The organism is Microlunatus soli (assembly GCF_900105385.1).
Lineage (GTDB): Bacteria > Actinomycetota > Actinomycetes > Propionibacteriales > Propionibacteriaceae > Microlunatus > Microlunatus soli.
In genome coordinates, this window is the sequence record NZ_LT629772.1 from 5,730,561 (window position 1) to 5,746,341 (window position 15,781).

15 protein-coding genes are annotated in these 15,781 nt (G+C 68.7%); 8 read left to right on the top strand and 7 right to left on the bottom strand.

Annotation, left to right across the window (positions count from 1 at the left end; translation table 11 throughout):
* Positions 1-4 precede the first annotated feature (4 nt).
* The 3 genes from BLU38_RS26270 to BLU38_RS26280 are packed head-to-tail and all read left to right on the top strand — an operon-like array spanning position 5 to position 3,133.
* On the top strand, positions 5-1,189 hold the full coding sequence (locus BLU38_RS26270) for an aminotransferase-like domain-containing protein (protein WP_091529142.1): 1,185 nt from the start codon (positions 5-7) through the stop codon (positions 1,187-1,189).
* On the top strand, positions 1,182-2,393 hold the full coding sequence (locus BLU38_RS26275) for a M20 family metallopeptidase (RefSeq protein WP_091533191.1): 1,212 nt from the start codon (positions 1,182-1,184) through the stop codon (positions 2,391-2,393). The genes BLU38_RS26270 and BLU38_RS26275 overlap by 8 nt, the downstream gene beginning before the upstream one ends.
* Positions 2,390-3,133, top strand: coding sequence for a maleate cis-trans isomerase family protein (locus tag BLU38_RS26280; protein ID WP_091529145.1), 744 nt, complete (start codon positions 2,390-2,392; stop codon positions 3,131-3,133). The genes BLU38_RS26275 and BLU38_RS26280 overlap by 4 nt, the downstream gene beginning before the upstream one ends.
* Here BLU38_RS26280 and BLU38_RS26285 read toward each other — a convergent pair.
* The 7 genes from BLU38_RS26285 to BLU38_RS26315 all read right to left on the bottom strand — a co-directional run bounded on the left by BLU38_RS26285 (position 3,108) and on the right by BLU38_RS26315 (position 10,651).
* Positions 3,108-3,500: a type II toxin-antitoxin system VapC family toxin gene (locus BLU38_RS26285; protein WP_091529148.1), complete on the bottom strand. Its 393-nt coding sequence runs from the start codon at positions 3,498-3,500 to the stop codon at positions 3,108-3,110. The genes BLU38_RS26280 and BLU38_RS26285 overlap by 26 nt on opposite strands.
* Positions 3,497-3,724, bottom strand: coding sequence for a FitA-like ribbon-helix-helix domain-containing protein (locus tag BLU38_RS26290; protein WP_091529150.1), 228 nt, complete (start codon positions 3,722-3,724; stop codon positions 3,497-3,499). The genes BLU38_RS26285 and BLU38_RS26290 overlap by 4 nt, the downstream gene beginning before the upstream one ends.
* Before the next feature lie 49 nt (positions 3,725-3,773).
* Positions 3,774-4,757: an NAD-dependent epimerase/dehydratase family protein gene (locus BLU38_RS26295; protein ID WP_091529153.1), complete on the bottom strand. Its 984-nt coding sequence runs from the start codon at positions 4,755-4,757 to the stop codon at positions 3,774-3,776.
* Between the two features lie 5 nt (positions 4,758-4,762).
* On the bottom strand, positions 4,763-7,441 hold the full coding sequence (locus BLU38_RS26300; RefSeq protein WP_231920049.1) for an alpha/beta fold hydrolase: 2,679 nt from the start codon (positions 7,439-7,441) through the stop codon (positions 4,763-4,765).
* On the bottom strand, positions 7,438-8,460 hold the full coding sequence (locus BLU38_RS26305; protein ID WP_091529159.1) for a 3-oxoacyl-ACP synthase III: 1,023 nt from the start codon (positions 8,458-8,460) through the stop codon (positions 7,438-7,440). Before BLU38_RS26305 ends, BLU38_RS26300 begins: the two co-directional genes overlap by 4 nt.
* A gap of 395 nt (positions 8,461-8,855) precedes the next feature.
* Positions 8,856-9,944: a serine hydrolase domain-containing protein gene (locus tag BLU38_RS26310; protein ID WP_091529162.1), complete on the bottom strand. Its 1,089-nt coding sequence runs from the start codon at positions 9,942-9,944 to the stop codon at positions 8,856-8,858.
* A complete protein-coding gene (locus tag BLU38_RS26315; RefSeq protein ID WP_091529165.1) occupies positions 9,941-10,651 on the bottom strand; it encodes an IclR family transcriptional regulator in 711 nt (236 codons plus the stop codon). Before BLU38_RS26315 ends, BLU38_RS26310 begins: the two co-directional genes overlap by 4 nt.
* A gap of 59 nt (positions 10,652-10,710) precedes the next feature.
* Here BLU38_RS26315 and BLU38_RS26320 point away from each other — a divergent pair, with 59 nt between their 5' ends.
* The 5 genes from BLU38_RS26320 to BLU38_RS26340 are packed head-to-tail and all read left to right on the top strand — an operon-like array spanning position 10,711 to position 15,752.
* The gene (locus tag BLU38_RS26320; protein WP_197679873.1) at positions 10,711-12,249 is read left to right on the top strand and encodes an ABC transporter substrate-binding protein; all 1,539 of its coding nucleotides are present in this window, start codon (positions 10,711-10,713) and stop codon (positions 12,247-12,249) included.
* A complete protein-coding gene (locus BLU38_RS26325; protein ID WP_091529167.1) occupies positions 12,237-13,217 on the top strand; it encodes an ABC transporter permease in 981 nt (326 codons plus the stop codon). Before BLU38_RS26320 ends, BLU38_RS26325 begins: the two co-directional genes overlap by 13 nt.
* A 32-nt stretch (positions 13,218-13,249) precedes the next feature.
* Positions 13,250-14,092: an ABC transporter permease gene (locus tag BLU38_RS26330; RefSeq protein ID WP_197679874.1), complete on the top strand. Its 843-nt coding sequence runs from the start codon at positions 13,250-13,252 to the stop codon at positions 14,090-14,092.
* Positions 14,089-14,922, top strand: a complete 834-nt coding sequence (locus BLU38_RS26335; protein ID WP_091529170.1) for an ABC transporter ATP-binding protein — start codon at positions 14,089-14,091, stop codon at positions 14,920-14,922. The genes BLU38_RS26330 and BLU38_RS26335 overlap by 4 nt, the downstream gene beginning before the upstream one ends.
* Positions 14,919-15,752: an ATP-binding cassette domain-containing protein gene (locus BLU38_RS26340; RefSeq protein WP_091529173.1), complete on the top strand. Its 834-nt coding sequence runs from the start codon at positions 14,919-14,921 to the stop codon at positions 15,750-15,752. Before BLU38_RS26335 ends, BLU38_RS26340 begins: the two co-directional genes overlap by 4 nt.
* Positions 15,753-15,781: the final 29 nt, after the last annotated feature.

The following is a 15,781-nucleotide window of genomic DNA, read 5'->3' on the forward strand; positions in this document are numbered from 1 at the left end:
TGCGATGAGTGCAGTGACCAGGGACACCCTGTTGGCGGCCCGGACGGGTCAGTTGGTGGGGTCGGTGATCGACTCCTCGACTTCGCTGCTGCAGAAGCAGAGCCACGACATCGTACGGTTCGCGATGGGCAGTCCGGCCGCCGAGGCGATCCCGGACTTCTCCTCTGTCGCTGCCGATGCGCTGAGCGCCGACGCCTTCGACTACGCCGCCACCGAGGGCGACCCGAAGCTCCGTTCCGCCTTGCTGGAGATGCTGTCCGGGACGACCGATGAAACCACGCCGGACCGGTTGACGATCACCGCCGGCGGCATGCAGGGGCTCGATCTGTTCGGCAAACTCTTCATCGACCCGGGCGACCTGGTGGTGATCGAGTCGCCGACCTACACCAACGGCAGTGCCACCGCGCTGTCCTACGGTGCTGAATTGCTCGAGGTCGGTGTCGATGCCGACGGCATGATCGTCGACGAGTTGGAGGCCGCGGTCGCGGCTGCCGGGCGGAAGCCGAAGGCGATCTACGTCATCCCGACCTTCCAGAATCCGTCCGGCACGACGCTCAGTCTGCAGCGCCGACTGAGGCTGCTGGAATTGGCCCGCGACTGGGGATCGATGATCATCGACGACGACCCGTACGGAATGCTGCGGTTCGCCGATTCCGAGATCCCGTCGCTGCGGGCGTTGGCTGAGGGAGATCCGCTGGTCTTCTCGGTGCGTACCTTCTCCAAGATCATCGCCCCCGGTCTGCGGGTCGGCTGGGTGGACGCCGATCCTGCGTTGCAGCCGTTGTTGATCAACGCGAAGCAGGCGATGGACACCTGCGCCAACCTGCCCAATCAGCGGCTGATCGCCGGGTTCCTGTCCGAGGGCAGGTTGGCCGGCCATCTGACCGAGCAGCGCGCCCGCTACGCCGAACGCAAGACGGCGATGCAGTCGGCGTTGACCGAGCACTTCGCCGATCTGGGGACCTGGACCGATCCGTCCGGCGGCTTCTTCCTCTGGGTGACGTTGCCCGGCATCGACACCCAGGGGCTCTTCGAACGGGCGCTGGCTGCCGGCGTCGCCTACATCCCGGGTCCGGCGTTCTCTCCGTCCGGCCGGTTCGGTGATGCCTTGCGACTCTGTTTCGCCTCCAGTACGCCGGACCGGATCGCCGAGGGGGTTGCCCGGCTGCGGCGTGCTGTCGATGGCTGAGCTCAGCCTGCTGCAGGCTTCGGTGCTGGACCTGATCGGTGTCGAGGAGATCACCTCACTGGCTGCCGGTCTGGTGGTCGCGCCGGGAGAGAATCCGCCGGGCCAGGAACAGGCGACCGTTGACGTGCTGGCCCAGGCCTGCGCGCTGCGCGGACTTGATCATGAAACCGACGAGGTCCGGCCCGATCGACCCAACCTGCGGGCGGTGCTGCCCGGTGGCTCGGGTCCGGGGGTGTTGCTGCTCGGGCATTCCGACGTGGTGCCGGTCGGCGACGGCTGGACCACCGATCCGTACGGCGGTCTGGTCCGTGACGGGCGGCTCTACGGGCGCGGGTCGTCGGACATGAAGGGCGGTCTGGCAGCGATGATCGTCGCGATGGGCGCACTGCGTCGTTCCGGGGTGCCGCTCAGCGGCCCGGTCGAGCTCGCGGTCACCGTCGACGAGGAGGACGCCGCCCTCGGTGTGCAGCATTACCTGGCGGCCGGACACGGTCATGATCATCTGGGCTGCATCGTCGGTGAACCGACCGAGCTGCAGCCGATCATCGCCGCCCGCGGCGACGCCTATCTGACGGTGCGGGTGACCGGCCGGGCGGCCCATGCCGGGCACCCGTCGGACGGGCTGAACGCGATCGTCGGCGCCGGACGGGTGATCGACGATCTGTCCCGGTGGCATCGCGAGCTCGCCGCCGACGCGCACCCGCTGGCCGGTCCGGCGACGGTCAGTGTCGGACGGATCGACGGCGGCACCGGCGCCTCCATCGTCGCCGCCGAATGCGAACTGACCGCCGACCGTCGGCTGCTCCCCGGCGAAACCGGTACGGACGCTCTGAAGACCCTGACCGGCCGTCTCGATCAACTGGGGCTGTCCGCCGACGGCTACCGGACCGAGGTATCGGTGGGGCTGGACATGCCTGGTTTCGAGACCGCGGCCGATGATCAGCTCGTGCTCGCTGTCCGGTCGGCGGCTCGGGCAGCGTCGGCTCCCGATCATGACCCCGGTGGCTGGACTGCTGCCTGTGACGGCGGATTCCTGGCCCGCGACGCCGGGCTGCCGGTCGTCGTCTACGGCCCGGGCTCGGTGTCCGAACAGGCCCACCGAGCCGACGAATCCGTGCCCCTGCAGGAATTACTGTCGGCGGCTCGGACCTACGCACTGACCATCCTGGAACTTCTGGGGCCACGAGAAGGAGGCCGACCATGACCACCATCGGACTGCTCTACCCGGGGCACAGCGCCGAGGACGACTTCGCCCACGCCGAGGAAAGGCTGGACGGCGTCCGGCTGCCGCTGGTGCACACCGCGATGGCCAGCGATGCCCACCGGCCCGATGAACTGCGTGCCTGGGGCAGTGCGCAGGCTCTGGCCGACGGCGCCACCGAGCTGAAGGGTGAGCAGCCGGAGGCGATCATCTGGGCCTGCACCAGCGGCAGTTTCGTCTTCGGCTGGGAGGGCGCCCAGGCTCAAGCCGACGAGCTCTCGGCGGTCTGCGGACTGCCGGCATCGTCGACGTCGTTGGCCTTTGCCGGTGCCGCCCGGCAGCTCGGTGTCGACAGCGTCGCGGTTGCGGCGTCGTACCCCGATGACGTCGCCAGGCTGTTCGTCGACTTCCTTTCCGGCGCGGGGATCACTGTTGCCGGGTTCGGTGCCTCCGACATCCTCTACGCCTCCGATGTCGGCAAGCTCGGCCGGGACGAGGTGATCACCATGATCAAAGCTGCGGATACTCCGCAGGCCGGCGCGATCCTGGTGCCGGACACGGCGATGCACACGCTGGGCATCCTGGATGATCTTGAAGCTGCGGTCGGCAAGCCGGTGCTGACCGCCAATCAGGTGTCGGTCTGGGAAGGCCTGCGGGTGAGCGGGCAGCAGCAGGCGGCGTTGAGTCTCGGAGCGTTGTTCGCGGATCGAGCGGCTGTCAGTCGCTACGCGGAAAGACCGTGACGTCTGCGCTGTGACCGTTCGTCGCGAGCTTTGCATCACAGGTGACCAAGGGCGCTCGGAGGCCTTCGGCCAAGGCGATGTACGACGCGTCGTAGCTGGTGAACTGGTGGCGCAGGTCCCAGATCCTCTCCGCGAGCGGCTCGATCTCCTGACGGAGGATGGAGAACGCGAAGTGGTCGGAGATCGCCTGATGTGCTGATGATGCGTTGAGCTTTCGTCCGAGGGTCAGGATCCGGATCGCAGAGAGGACTTCGACGTCGAGAACGTGCGGCGCTGCGAGATCGCCCTCCAGCGCTTCCAATAGGCCGTCGTCCGGATCCTTCCCGATGAGTGCTTCCACCATCGCAGATGCGTCGACGACGATCATGGACGGTCGGCTTGGACTGCGGCGATGATCTCCTGCGGCGTCGGCGCATCGGATCGGTCGCGCAGACGTAGCCGTGCGACCACCTCCGCGTTGCTCGGACGCTCGGCGAGCGTGGTCAACGCTGCGGCGACGTAGGCAGAGAGCGACTGGCCGTCGGCGGCCGCGCGTTGCTTCAGCCGTTCCGCCACCTCGTCGGGAACGTCGCGGATGTAGAGCGTTGTCATGTCTCAAATCTAGCGCCGTGCTAGCAGGTTGCAAGCATGCTCTGAAAGCTCAGCTGCCGTTGGCGGCGTACCAGCGGGTCAGCTCGGCGAAGCCCTCGTCCAGGCTGATCGACGGCCGCCAACCGAGCGACTGCCGGGTCCGTCGCTGGTCGAACCAGTGGGCGGTGGAGAGCTGTTCGACCAGGAACCGGGTGATCGGCGGATCGGCGTCGTCGCCGGGCCGCAGCTTCCAGAGCTGCTCGGCAAGGCTGCCGGCCAGCCGGGCCGGACCGACGGGCAGGTGACGGGTCGGCAGCGGAGCGCCGCCGGCTCGTGCCATCGCCGTAAGGATCTCGCCGATCGGCCGGGGTTCACCGTTGCTCACCACCAGCGCCTCGCCGTGCACGCCGTCGGGTGTGCAGCGGTCCACTGCGGCGACCAGCGCGTCGACCGCGTTCGCCACATACGTGGTGTCGACCAGCACCGCAGCCTGACCGAACAACGGCAACCGACGCTGCCGGGCCCGGGCCACGATCCGGCCGACCAGCTGGGTGTCGCCCGGGCCCCAGACGATGTGCGGCCGGACCGCCAGGACCGCCAGCGTCGCACTGTCGGCGGCCAATGCCAGCAACTCGGCTTCGGCCTTGGTCCGGGCGTATGGGCCGCGTGCGGTGCTCGGGTCTGCCGGGCCGGCCCCGACACCGACCAGGGACGAACCGCTGTGCGCCACCGACGGGGACGACACGTTGATCAGCCGCTCGACGCCGGCTTCCTGGCAGGCCCGGACCACCGCCCGGGTGCCGTCGACGTTGGCCCGGCGGTAGTCCGCCTCGGCTCCGGTCACGTTGACCTTGGCTGCCAGGTGAACGACGGCTTGTTGATCTTGGACGGCGCGGCGTACCAGGGCGAGGTCGGCGATGTCGCCGAGCACCTCGCGCAACCCCGACCCGGACGGTCGGCGCTGCAGCACGGTGACGTCGTCCCCGCGCGCGGCGAGGGCCCGGGCGGTGGCGCCGCCGAGCATCCCGCTGGCACCGGTGACCAGCACCTTCATCGCCGTCAGACCTTCCCGGCGCGTTCGCCGGCCAGCAACCGTCCGGCCCAGCGAGCGAGCCGGGTCCGGTCCACCTTCGACGCGTGTCGGATGTCCACCGGCAACGCGTCGAGCACCAGTACCGCGGCCAGCGGAACGGTCGAGACCGCGCGGACGGCCGCTGCCAGGTCCGGATCGGCGACATGCTGCCGGGACGGTGCTGCACCGGTCGGCACGACCACGGCCACGACCTGCTGGGTGCCGGTCGGTCCGACACCGACCGCGGCCGCCGACCTCACCTGCGGCAGTTCCTCGATCCGCTGTTCGACGCGGACCGGGGTGACCGGACCGTCGGCGGTGCTGATCACGTGCAGCAACCGGCCCTCGACCCAGAGCCGACCATGATCATCTAGGTGGCCGACGTCGCCGGTCCGGTGATAGCCGGGGTTGCGGGAGGCGGCCTGCTCGGTCGCCCAGAGCCGGTCGTAGCGGTCCTTGCGATGGGCGGCCGCGATACAGATCTCACCGGTCACACCGACCTGGTCGGTCAGCGGCCCGTCGGCCCGGCCCTGCTCGTCCAGCGGGCTCACCCGGAGCGTCACGCCCGGCAGCGGCAGGCCGACGCAGACTCCGTTGCCCCGGCCGGCGCTCTCGATCTCGGCCAGCGAGATGTCGGTGGCCGGCAGCACCTCGGTCATCCCGTACGGGGTGTGCAGTTCGGCGTTCGGCAGCAGCTGCTGCACCTCCCGCAGCAACGGCGCCGGTACCGGCGCACCGGCTGACAGCACGGTGTGCACGCCGTGCAGCAGGGCGCGTTGTTCGGCGGTCAGGGCGTCGCTGCTGGCGACCACATTGCGCAACGCGGCAGGGGAGGCGAACACCACGGTCGCGTCCAGTGCTCGTACGGCGTCGGCCAGCGCCACCGCGGTGAGCGTTCCGGGTGCGGTGACGTCCATGTCCGGGACGACGGCGCCGATCCCCATCGCCGGTCCGTAGAGGGCAAACGGTGCGAAGGCCGCGACCAGCCGGTCGTCGGGCCCGACCCGCATGATGCCGGCGACCTTGGCGATCTGCTCCTTGAGCTGGCTCTGCCGATAGACCACTCCCTTGGCCGGGCCGGTCGCGCCGGAGGTGAACAGCACCGCACCCTCGGTGTCGGCCGGGTCGCGGTGCGGCAGCGTGCGGCCGCGGCCGTCCTCCTCGATCTGGCGAAGGTCGGCTTCCCAGCCGCCGATCCGTGCCAGCGCCGTCCGGGAACCGACCCCGATCCGACGTCCCGGGACGCCCAGCGCCCGGATCGCCAGCAACCCCTTGCCGATCCCGATCACGAACCGGGGGTGCGCGCTGCGCAGGGCGTGTGCCATGCCGCGGACTCCGAGTCCGGCGTCGGCGACCACGATCACCGCACCGACCCGCCAGCAGGCGTACACCGCGACGGTCAGGTCGATTCCGGGTGGCACGAGCATCGCGACCCGATCACCGGGCTGCAGGCCGAAGTGCTGGAGCCCGGCGGCGGTGTCGGCGATCCGGCGTTCCAGGTCGGCGAAGGAGACCGTGCTGGTCACCCCGTTGTGCACTTCGGCGGCAGCCGTGGCCGGGTCGTCGGCCCGTCGGACCAGAGCGGCCCAGGGCAGATCGTCCTCGGTCCAGGTGACGGCCTCCGGGGTCGGTTGGGGGACCGGTTCGGTGGCCGGCTGCGGCGCGGACGTCGCGACGTGCCGCTGGATCCAGTGCCAGGTGTCGGTCGCGGTCCGCGGCTCGTCCTCAGTGACCAGGTGGGCGGCGCGGGGGTAGCGGTGCACGTCGGCCTGCGGCAGTCGGCGTTCAAGATCATCGAGGAAGCCGTCGTGGAAGACCGGGTCTCGACCGCCCCACAGCAGCAGCGCAGGCACCTCGAGGTCACCGGCGCCGGCAGCGATCGCGTCGAACGCCGGTCGGCTGACATGATCGGCCTCCAGCGGGATGTCGGCCACGAAGTCGCCGACCGCCTCCCGTCGGGCCGCGCTGCCGTACGGTCGGGCCAGCTCGGCGCGAACACGGGCCGGCAGGGCGGGGCGGGAGAGAGCAGCGGCGGTTCGGACGAACGTCGGGGTCCGCACGCAGGTCGCGCGCAGCAATGCCGGAGTCCGCGCCGGTCGCAGCAACGTCGGCAACTCGGCGCCGACCGGCAGGTCCAGGCCGGTGTTGGCCAGCACGACGGCGGCCAGCTGATCGCGATGCTGCAGCGCCCAGCCGAGCGAGATGATGCCGCCCCAGTCGTGCCCGACGGTGACCACCGGTCCGGTGATCCGGAGCCGGTCGGTGAGCGCGCCGAGATCGGCAACCCGTTGGGGCAGCGTGCGCGACCGGTCGAGTCGTTCGGACCAGCCCATCGAGAGCTGATCGACCGCGACCACCCGCCAGCCGGGCAGCGCCTCGGCCAGGAACCGGCGCCACAGGTAGGACCAGGTCGGGTTGCCGTGCACACAGAGCATCGTGCCGACCACGGGGCGGTCCGGATCGGCGGCGTGGGTGTCCAGGATGTGCCAGGTGTGTGCCGTCCCGGTGCCGGGATCGGTGACCTCGATCAGTCGCGACCAGCCGGGGTCGACGTCGGCGTATCCGCTGAGGTCCGGCGCAACGGCCGGTTGCGCAACCCGTCCCCGTCGCGTTCGTGCTCGGGTGCGCGGGTACGGCGCCGTCGTCACCAGGCGCTCTCGACTCACCAGGCGATCTCGGCGAAGGAGGTGTTCAGGCCGGAACCGATGCCCATCAGCATCACCTGCATGCCCGGCTGCAGCCGGTCGGCGTTCTGAGCCAACGTGAACGGTACGGCGGCCGCGCCGAGGTTGCCGTAGGTCTCGACCGTGGTGGGGCAGCGGTCGGTGCTGACGCCGATCGCCGTGGCCATCGCCGCGATGTGCTTGACCGAGGTCTGGTGGCAGAAGAAGTAATCGGCCCCGGACCAGTCGAAGTCCTCGGCGGCGTCGGTCCAGGTGTCGATGGCAAGCTTGATGCCGGCCCGGAACAGCGCGCCACTGTCGGTGTTCATCAGGTTCATGTCGCCGATGCACAGCTCGTGATGCTCGCTGCCGGACCGGCTGACGCCGCCGATCACGCGATGGCCCTCGGGGTGCTGGTCGCTGCGGCCGATCACCATCGCTGCCGCGCCCGATCCGATAGTGAGGCTGGCGAACTGGGACTTGACCTCCTTGGCCGTGGCTTCCGGGCTCTCCAGGCGCCGCAGGGTGGCCTCGTGGAGGTCACGGACCGACTCGGCGTCGACCAGCAAGGCGTAGTCGATCTGTCCGGAGTCGATCATCATCCCGGCGACCTGCAGTCCGTTCACGAAGCCGAGGCAGGCGTTGGCGACGTCGAAGCTGAAGCAGTTGGTCGGCAGCCCGAGCTGATGATGGACCGCAACCGCTGAGGACGGCTCCAGGTGCGGTCGGGTGACGGCAGTGCTGATCAGGACGCCGACCTGCGCGGGGGTGATGCCGGCTTCGGCCAATGCCTTGGCTCCGGCCATCGCGGCGGCGTCGGCAAAGCTGACGTCCTCGGGCCACCAGCGTCGCTCCCGGACCCCGGCCAGTTCCTCGAGCATCCCGCGCTTGAGGCCGGTGCGTTCGTGGGTCGCCGCCAGTCGGTCGTCGAACTGCGCGGAGGTCGCCACCACCGGCGCCTCGACCGCGCAGACCGACAGGATGCTGGTGTTCTTCAGCCGATACGTTGCGTTGCCGCTCATGTGCCTTCTTCTACCCTCTGCCCGCTATCCGCCCGCACCGGTGAACGGGTGAATCGCCTTGTCGGCCGCCCGACCAGCTCGGGTCGGCGGGCGCCTACGCGGGGGACCAAAGGCCTGCGAAGCGCACCTATGACCGTACGTAGTCGAGCGCGGCGACACAAACCTCGGCGGTTCCTGGCCCCCGGATCGGGCTCCGCGCGGCACGATTTGGGGGATGTACCGGAGACATCCCCCAACTCGCGCTCCGAGTCGTCGTTGCAACCGAACATAGCCGATCAGTCCGTCCAGGTAGCCCCTGTGTGCCGGCGTCACGGGTCGTCCAGTTGCCCGATCGTTGGTGGTGTTCATGGGCCGACGCTGGCAGCGGTGGAGGCCACGCCTCGCTGCCGTGAGAGTCAGAGCCGAGAGAGCAGATTGTGAGCCCGTCGCCGGATGGGGCCGATGCCCTCGGCGTCTCGGCTCGGATGGACGCGATTGGTGAGCAGGACATACCACCGGCCGGCGTCCGGGTCGACGTAGAGCGAGGTGCCGGTGAAGCCGGTGTGGCCGTAGCCGTTCGGGCCGATCAGACTGCCGGCCACGGAGCTGGGATGGTCGACCCCCTGCCAGCCGTAGCTGCGGCGGAGGTTGAGCTCGTCAGTGCGTGGCTTGGTCATCACGCGCAATGTCGACGGGGCGACGAAGACGGGGTCGGTCTGGTTGGCGAGCAGGCCTCGGCCGATGCTGATCAGGTCGTCCAGCGAGCCGAAGAGGCCGGCGTGACCAGCCGTTCCACCGAGGACCGCGGCGTTCTCGTCATGCACCTGCCCCTGCACGATCCTGCCTCGCCAGGCGCAGGATTCGGTTGCTACGCACGGGATCCCGCTCGGCTGGAACTGCAGGGTCGCAGCGTCGGCGGGCTTGGCGACCAGATCGGTGATCAAGGCGTCCAGTCGGTCGCCGGATACCCGTTCGGCGATCAGGCCGAGCAGGATGAAGCCTTGGGAGGAGTATTCGACTCGACTGCCGGGACGGGTGAGGATCGGCAGTTGTCCCAGCGCCTCCAACATGGCAGTGCGGGATCCGGCTCGGCGGAAGAGGGGGATCCGGCCGGGCAGGCCGGAGGTGTGCAGCAGAAGTTCGGCGATCGGGCGATCGGCGAACGACGACCCGGCGTACTCATCGAGGACCTGGCCGACGGTGTCACCGAGATCGAGTCGGCCGTTCTCGATCAGGGCGAAGATCACCAACGCGACCAACGGCTTGGTGACCGAGGCCAGGTCGAAGAGTTCGGTGCCGTTCAGCGGGCCGGTGTCCAGCGGTCGTTCTTCTTGATCAACTTCGCCCGCGTACTCCGGCCAGGCTCGGGTGCCGAGGTGGCCGCGGACGAGGACGCCGTCCCGGTCACCGGCGGCCCAGGCTGCGGCGGAGAAGATCCGTTGTTCACGACCGGCGGCGATCAGTGCGGTGAGTTGATGATCGACGTCAGCAGCTGAGGCGCTCATCCGACGCCGTCGCGTCGACGGTAGGCGCCCAGCACGGCGGAGGATTCGCCCGCCGTTCGGGTCACCAGATCGCTGATCCGGTCGATGGTCGCATCGTCGGAGAGCGTGAAGGTCGTACCGGCGACGCCGATCGCACCCAGCACCTGACCGTCGGCACCGAATACCGGTGCAGCGATCGAACGGACGCCGGGATCGTCGCGGTCATCGGCGAGCACCGCGTCGTGACCGTCGAGCGCCTGGCCGAACGCGGTGCTGGTGACGTCGTCCGATCGGCCGGGACGGGCCGGCAAGCCGAACGGGTCGGTCGATTCCGCCGAATCGACGATCACCGTCCGTTTCCCGTACGGCTGGGCGAAGTGGGCGCTCATCCCGGTCGCGGCCCGCAGCTGTTCCAGGCCGCTGCGAACGATCTTGTGCCACGGCGCGTCGACCAGCGCGGCGTTGGCGATGCCGAGGAAACGCGGGCCGATCGCGTATCGGCTGCCGGGGCCGGTCACGACGAAGCCGCGTTCGACCAGGCTCTGCAGCATCCGATAGACCGTCGCCTTGGCCAGCCCGGTGCTGAGTGCCAGGTCGGTCAGCCGATGCGGGCCGGGGTGATCGGACAGTGCGGTCAGCACGTCGAGCACCTTGGTTGCCGACGAGCGCTGATCCGCCGCTGATCGATGTGCCCCTGATGAATGAGCTTGAGGGGTTCCGCTGGGCATGACAACAGGTTACAGTCGTTCAACCGCAGTTTCGACTAGTGAAACAAAAGGATGTTTCTGTGAAACCAGTGAGTCGACGAGATCTGCTCCGCAGATCGGCGTTGGCGGCTCCGCTGCTCGGGATGCCGGCCTGGCTGGCCGGCTGCGCATCGACCTCCGCGTCCGCCGACGGGCGCCGGATCCGGGTCTCCCAGGCCGGCGACCCGGACACCCTGGATCCGCAGAAGCAGGGCGACATGACCTCGATGAACGTGTTGATCAATATGTTCGACACGCTCACGGCCCGCAGCGTCGACAACGAGTTGGTGCCCCGGCTTGCGACCTCCTGGCGGGCCGTCGATGATCATCACTGGCGCTTCCGGCTACGCCGCGGTGTGCAGTTCCACAACGGCGAGCGCTTCGATGCTCACACCGTCAAATACAGCATCGACCGGCTGCTGGACCCGAAGACCGAGTCACCGATCGTCGAGCTCCGCTACGTCACCGGCGTCAAGATCATCGACGACTACACCGTCGACTTCGTGCTCAGCCAGCCCGATCCGGTGCTCCCGGCCAAGGTGTCCCTGTTCGGTGGCGTGATGGTCCCACCGCGTTATCTCGCCGACGTCGGTGATGCGCAGTTCGCCAAGGCGCCGGTCGGCACCGGGCCGTTCCGGTTCGAGAGCTGGAAACGCGGGGTTGCGATCCGGATGCGCGCCGACCCGAAGCATTGGGGGAGCCGTCCGGCCTACGACGACCTGGAGATCCAGACCCTGGAGAATCCGGCGTCGGCGCTGGCGGCGCTGCAGAGTGACGAGGTCGACCTGGTCACCGGCCTGGTGCCGGACGCGGCGCTGCAACTGGAGGGTTACAAGGGCGTCCAGGTGGAAGCGCTGCCGGGCTTGCGGATGTCCTATCTCTCCTTGGACACCAGCGATCCTGTGTTGTCCGACGTCCGCGTCCGGCGGGCTCTCAACCACGCGATGGACGTGCCGCTGCTGGTGAAGGCGATCTTGAACGGGCACGGCCGTGAGGTGCCGACGATGATCCCCCGGGAGTCGTTCGGCTTCGACTCGTCGATCAAACCGTACCCCCGTGATCTCGGGCTGGCCCGGAGACTGCTGGCCCAGGCCGGGCATCCTCGTGGTTTCTCCACCACTCTGACCGCGTCCAGCGACGACTCGGCGACGGCCCAGGCGATGTCCGGGCTGCTGGCCAAGGTCGGCGTCGAGGCCAAGGTGTCGTTGCTCGACCCGTCGATGTATTCGGAGCGGCTGACCAGCGACAACCGCAGGGCGCTCGGTCCGATCTACCTGGCTGCCACTACCGGGTGGACCTTGGACGGGACCAGCCCGGTGCAATCCAACATCCGTTCCGACCGACGGCAGAGCCGATGGCACGACGAACGCGCCGATGCGCTGATCGACCGGGAGGAGAATTCGATCAAGCCCGCCGACCGGAAGAAGGCCTTCTCCGAACTGCAGCGGATGCTGGCCCGAGAGGCGCCGTTCGTCTTCCTGTACCAGGCCGACACGATCCTGGTCCGCAACGACCACATCCGCTGGAAACCCAACGTGATCGGTGATCTGACGATGGAGAGTGCCCGATGGCAGCAGTGATCATCGACCAGCCGTCCAGCTCCTCCCGTCCGGCGGCCGGCGCGGGAGTCGGCCGGGCGATCGTGTCCCGGGTCGTGTCGTCACTGGTCGTGCTCTTCCTGGTCGCCACCGTCGCGTTCGGTCTGGTCCGGATCTCCGGCGATCCGCTGGCGCTGCTGCTCCCGCCGGACGCCACCAAGGAACAGGCCGCACGACTGGCCTCGCAGCTGGGGCTCGATCAACCGCTCGCCGTGCAATATCTGCAGTATCTCGGCGGCCTGGTACGCGGCGACCTCGGCACCTCGATCTACTTCGATCAGCCGGTGCTGTCGCTGATCGGTGAACGGCTGCCGGCGACGGTGCTGCTGGCGTTCTCCGCGTTCGTGCTGTCGCTGCTGATCTCTCTGCCCGCGGGCATCGTCGCCGGCATCCGCCGTGGCAAGATCACCGACACGGTGATCAGCGGTGTCATCCTGATCGGTCAGTCGACTCCGGCGTTCTGGGTCGGGATCGTCTTCATCCTGATCTTCGCCGTCCGGCTGCGGGTGCTGCCGGCTGCCGGCTACGGCTCGTTCGCCAACCTGGTATTACCGGCCGTCACCCTGGCGATCTACTCGATCGCGGTGGTGGCACGGGTGCTGCGCACCTCACTGACCGACGAGCTGTCGTCGGACTACATCCGGACCGCCGTCGCCAAGGGCCTGCGTCCGCGTGAAGTGGTGATCGGCCATGGACTGCGGAACGCTTCACTGCCGGTGATCACGGTGATCGGCCTGGAGCTCGGATCCCTGCTGGGCGGCGCGATCCTCACCGAACAGGTGTTCTCCTGGCCCGGGATCGGGCGGCTCACGGTGGAGGCGATCTCCAATCGCGACTTCCCGCTGGTGCAGGGTGCGGTGTTGTTCTTCGCGACCGTGTTCGTGGTGGTCAATCTGCTGGTCGATCTGTCCTACGCGGTGCTCGATCCGCGGGTCCGGGAGGGCCGATGACAAGCCTCGCCCCGACGACAGGAGCATCCGCGATGATCAGGAAGGTGCTGCGCGTCCGGTTGGCCGCCCCGGCGTTGGCTGTGCTCGCCCTGGTGGTGCTCTGTGCGGTGTTCGCGCCACTGATCGCACCGAACGATCCCAACGGCCAGGACCTGTTGATCAGGCTGCAACCACCGAGCTGGCACGCCGCGGACGGCAGGGTCCACCTGCTCGGCACCGACAACCTGGGACGGGACGTGCTGAGCCGACTGATCTACGGCTCGCGGGTGTCACTCTTCGTCGGACTCGCGGTGGCGCTGATCTCCGGCACCATCGGCGCGGTGATCGGGATCGTCGCCGGCTTTCGACGAGGCTGGGTCGACCGCGTCCTGATGCGGCTCGCCGACGTCCAGCTGGCCTTCCCGTCGATCCTGCTGGCGCTGGCGGTGGTCGCGTTCCTGGGCAACGGGCTCTGGGTCGTGATCATCGTGCTCGGCGTCACCAACTGGGTCGGCTATGCCCGGGTGGCACGATCCAGCGTGTTGTCCCTGCGGGAACGGGACTTCGTGCTGGAGGCTCGGGCGATCGGCGTCGGACCGATCATGATCATGCGCCGGCATCTGTTGCCGAACGTCTTCGCCCCGTTGATGACCATCGCCACCCTCAACGTCGCCTCGGCGATCATCGTCGAGTCCGCGCTGAGCTTCCTCGGTCTCGGCGTGCCGGCCGACATCCCGACCTGGGGCTCGATGTTGGCCGACGGGCAGCTCTATCTCGGCACTTCGTGGTGGGTCGCGGTCTTCCCGGGACTGGCGCTGATGCTCACGGCGTTGTCGATCAACATCACCGGTGACGCGATCCGCGACGCCACCGACCCGAAGGGGCAGCGTCGATGAGTGAGCAGACCTCGAACGAGCCGGTGCTCGCCGTCGACGACCTGCGGGTCGACTTCGCCGCGACGTCGGGGACCGTGCACGCCGTCCGCGGAGTCTCCTGGGAGCTGCGGTCCGGCCGGACGTTGGCCATCGTCGGCGAATCGGGCAGCGGCAAGTCGACGATCGCGGCCAGCATCCTGCGACTCAACCCGACGCCGCCGGCCAGCTATCCGTCGGGTTCGATCCGCTACGACGGTAGGGATCTGTTGACCATCGGCGAGGCGGAGTTGCAGGACATCCGCGGCAATGCGATCTCGATGATCTTCCAGGATCCGATGTCCAGCCTCAACCCGACCACGCGGGTCGGTGTCCAGATCGGCGAGGTGCTCCGCCGGCACCGGGGCGGGCGACGCAGGCAGCATCGCGATGCCGTGCTGGCGGCGTTGCGGTCGGCCGGGATCGACGACCCCGAACGCCGTGCCACGCAGTATCCGCACCAACTCTCCGGCGGTCTGCGGCAGCGCGTGATGATCGCGATGGCCCTGGTCGGCGACCCCCAGGTGTTGATCGCCGACGAGCCGACCACCGCACTGGACGTCACGGTACAGGCCCAGATCCTCGACGTCCTGGTGGAGTTGCAGCAGTCCCGCGGGATGGCGCTGTTGTTGATCACCCACGATCTCGGAGTAGTCGCCGAGGTCGCCGATGACGTGCTGGTGATGCGGGCCGGGGAGATCGTCGAACGCGGGCCGGTCGAGGCGATCCTGACCGATCCGCAGCACTCCTACACCCGGCAACTGCTGGCGGCGACGCCACGGCTGCGCGACGATCGCGAGGAGAGGGCATCGTGACCGCACCGGAGACGATCCTGCGGACCTCGCAGCTGTACAAGGAATTCCGGGTCTCCGGCCGTCAGGATCCGTTCGTCGCGGTGGACCGGGTGGATCTGGAGGTCCCGGCGGGACGAACGTTGGCGATCGTCGGTGAGTCCGGGTCCGGCAAGACCACGGTCACCCGGATGATGCTCGGACTGCTGGAACCCACCGCGGGCACGATCGAGCTCAACGGTCGTGATCTTGCGCAGTTGACCACGCGGGAGATGTTCGAACAGCGTCGTCAGATGCAGGTGGTCTTCCAGGATCCCTTTTCCAGTATGAATCCGCGACTCCGGGTGGCTGACATCGTCGCCGAACCGCTGGTCACCCACGAGGTGGCTCTGCGGGGTCGACGCGGGCGCCGGGAACGGGACGAAAGGGTCGTCGAGCTACTCACCTCCGTCGGACTCGACGCCGATGACCGGACCCGATACCCGCATGAATTCTCCGGCGGCCAGCGGCAGCGGATCTCGATCGCGCGGGCCCTCGCGTTGCGGCCGAAGTTGATCATCCTGGACGAGCCGACCAGCGCCCTCGACGTTTCGGTGCAGTCCCAGGTCCTCGACCTGTTGGGCTCACTGCAGGACGAGTACGGCCTCAGCTACGTCTTCGTCAGCCACAACCTCGCCGTCGTCCGGCGACTGGCCGACCAGGTTGCGGTGATGCGTTCCGGTGCGGTGGTCGAGAGCGGACCCGTCCACCAGGTCTTCGACGAACCGGAATCGGACTACACCCGTACGCTGCTCGGCGCCGTCCTGGAGCCCGATCCACGGCGGTCGCGTCGCCGTCGGCGAGCCGCCGCATGACCCGGCGGGAGGCCTCCGCGACCGCAGAG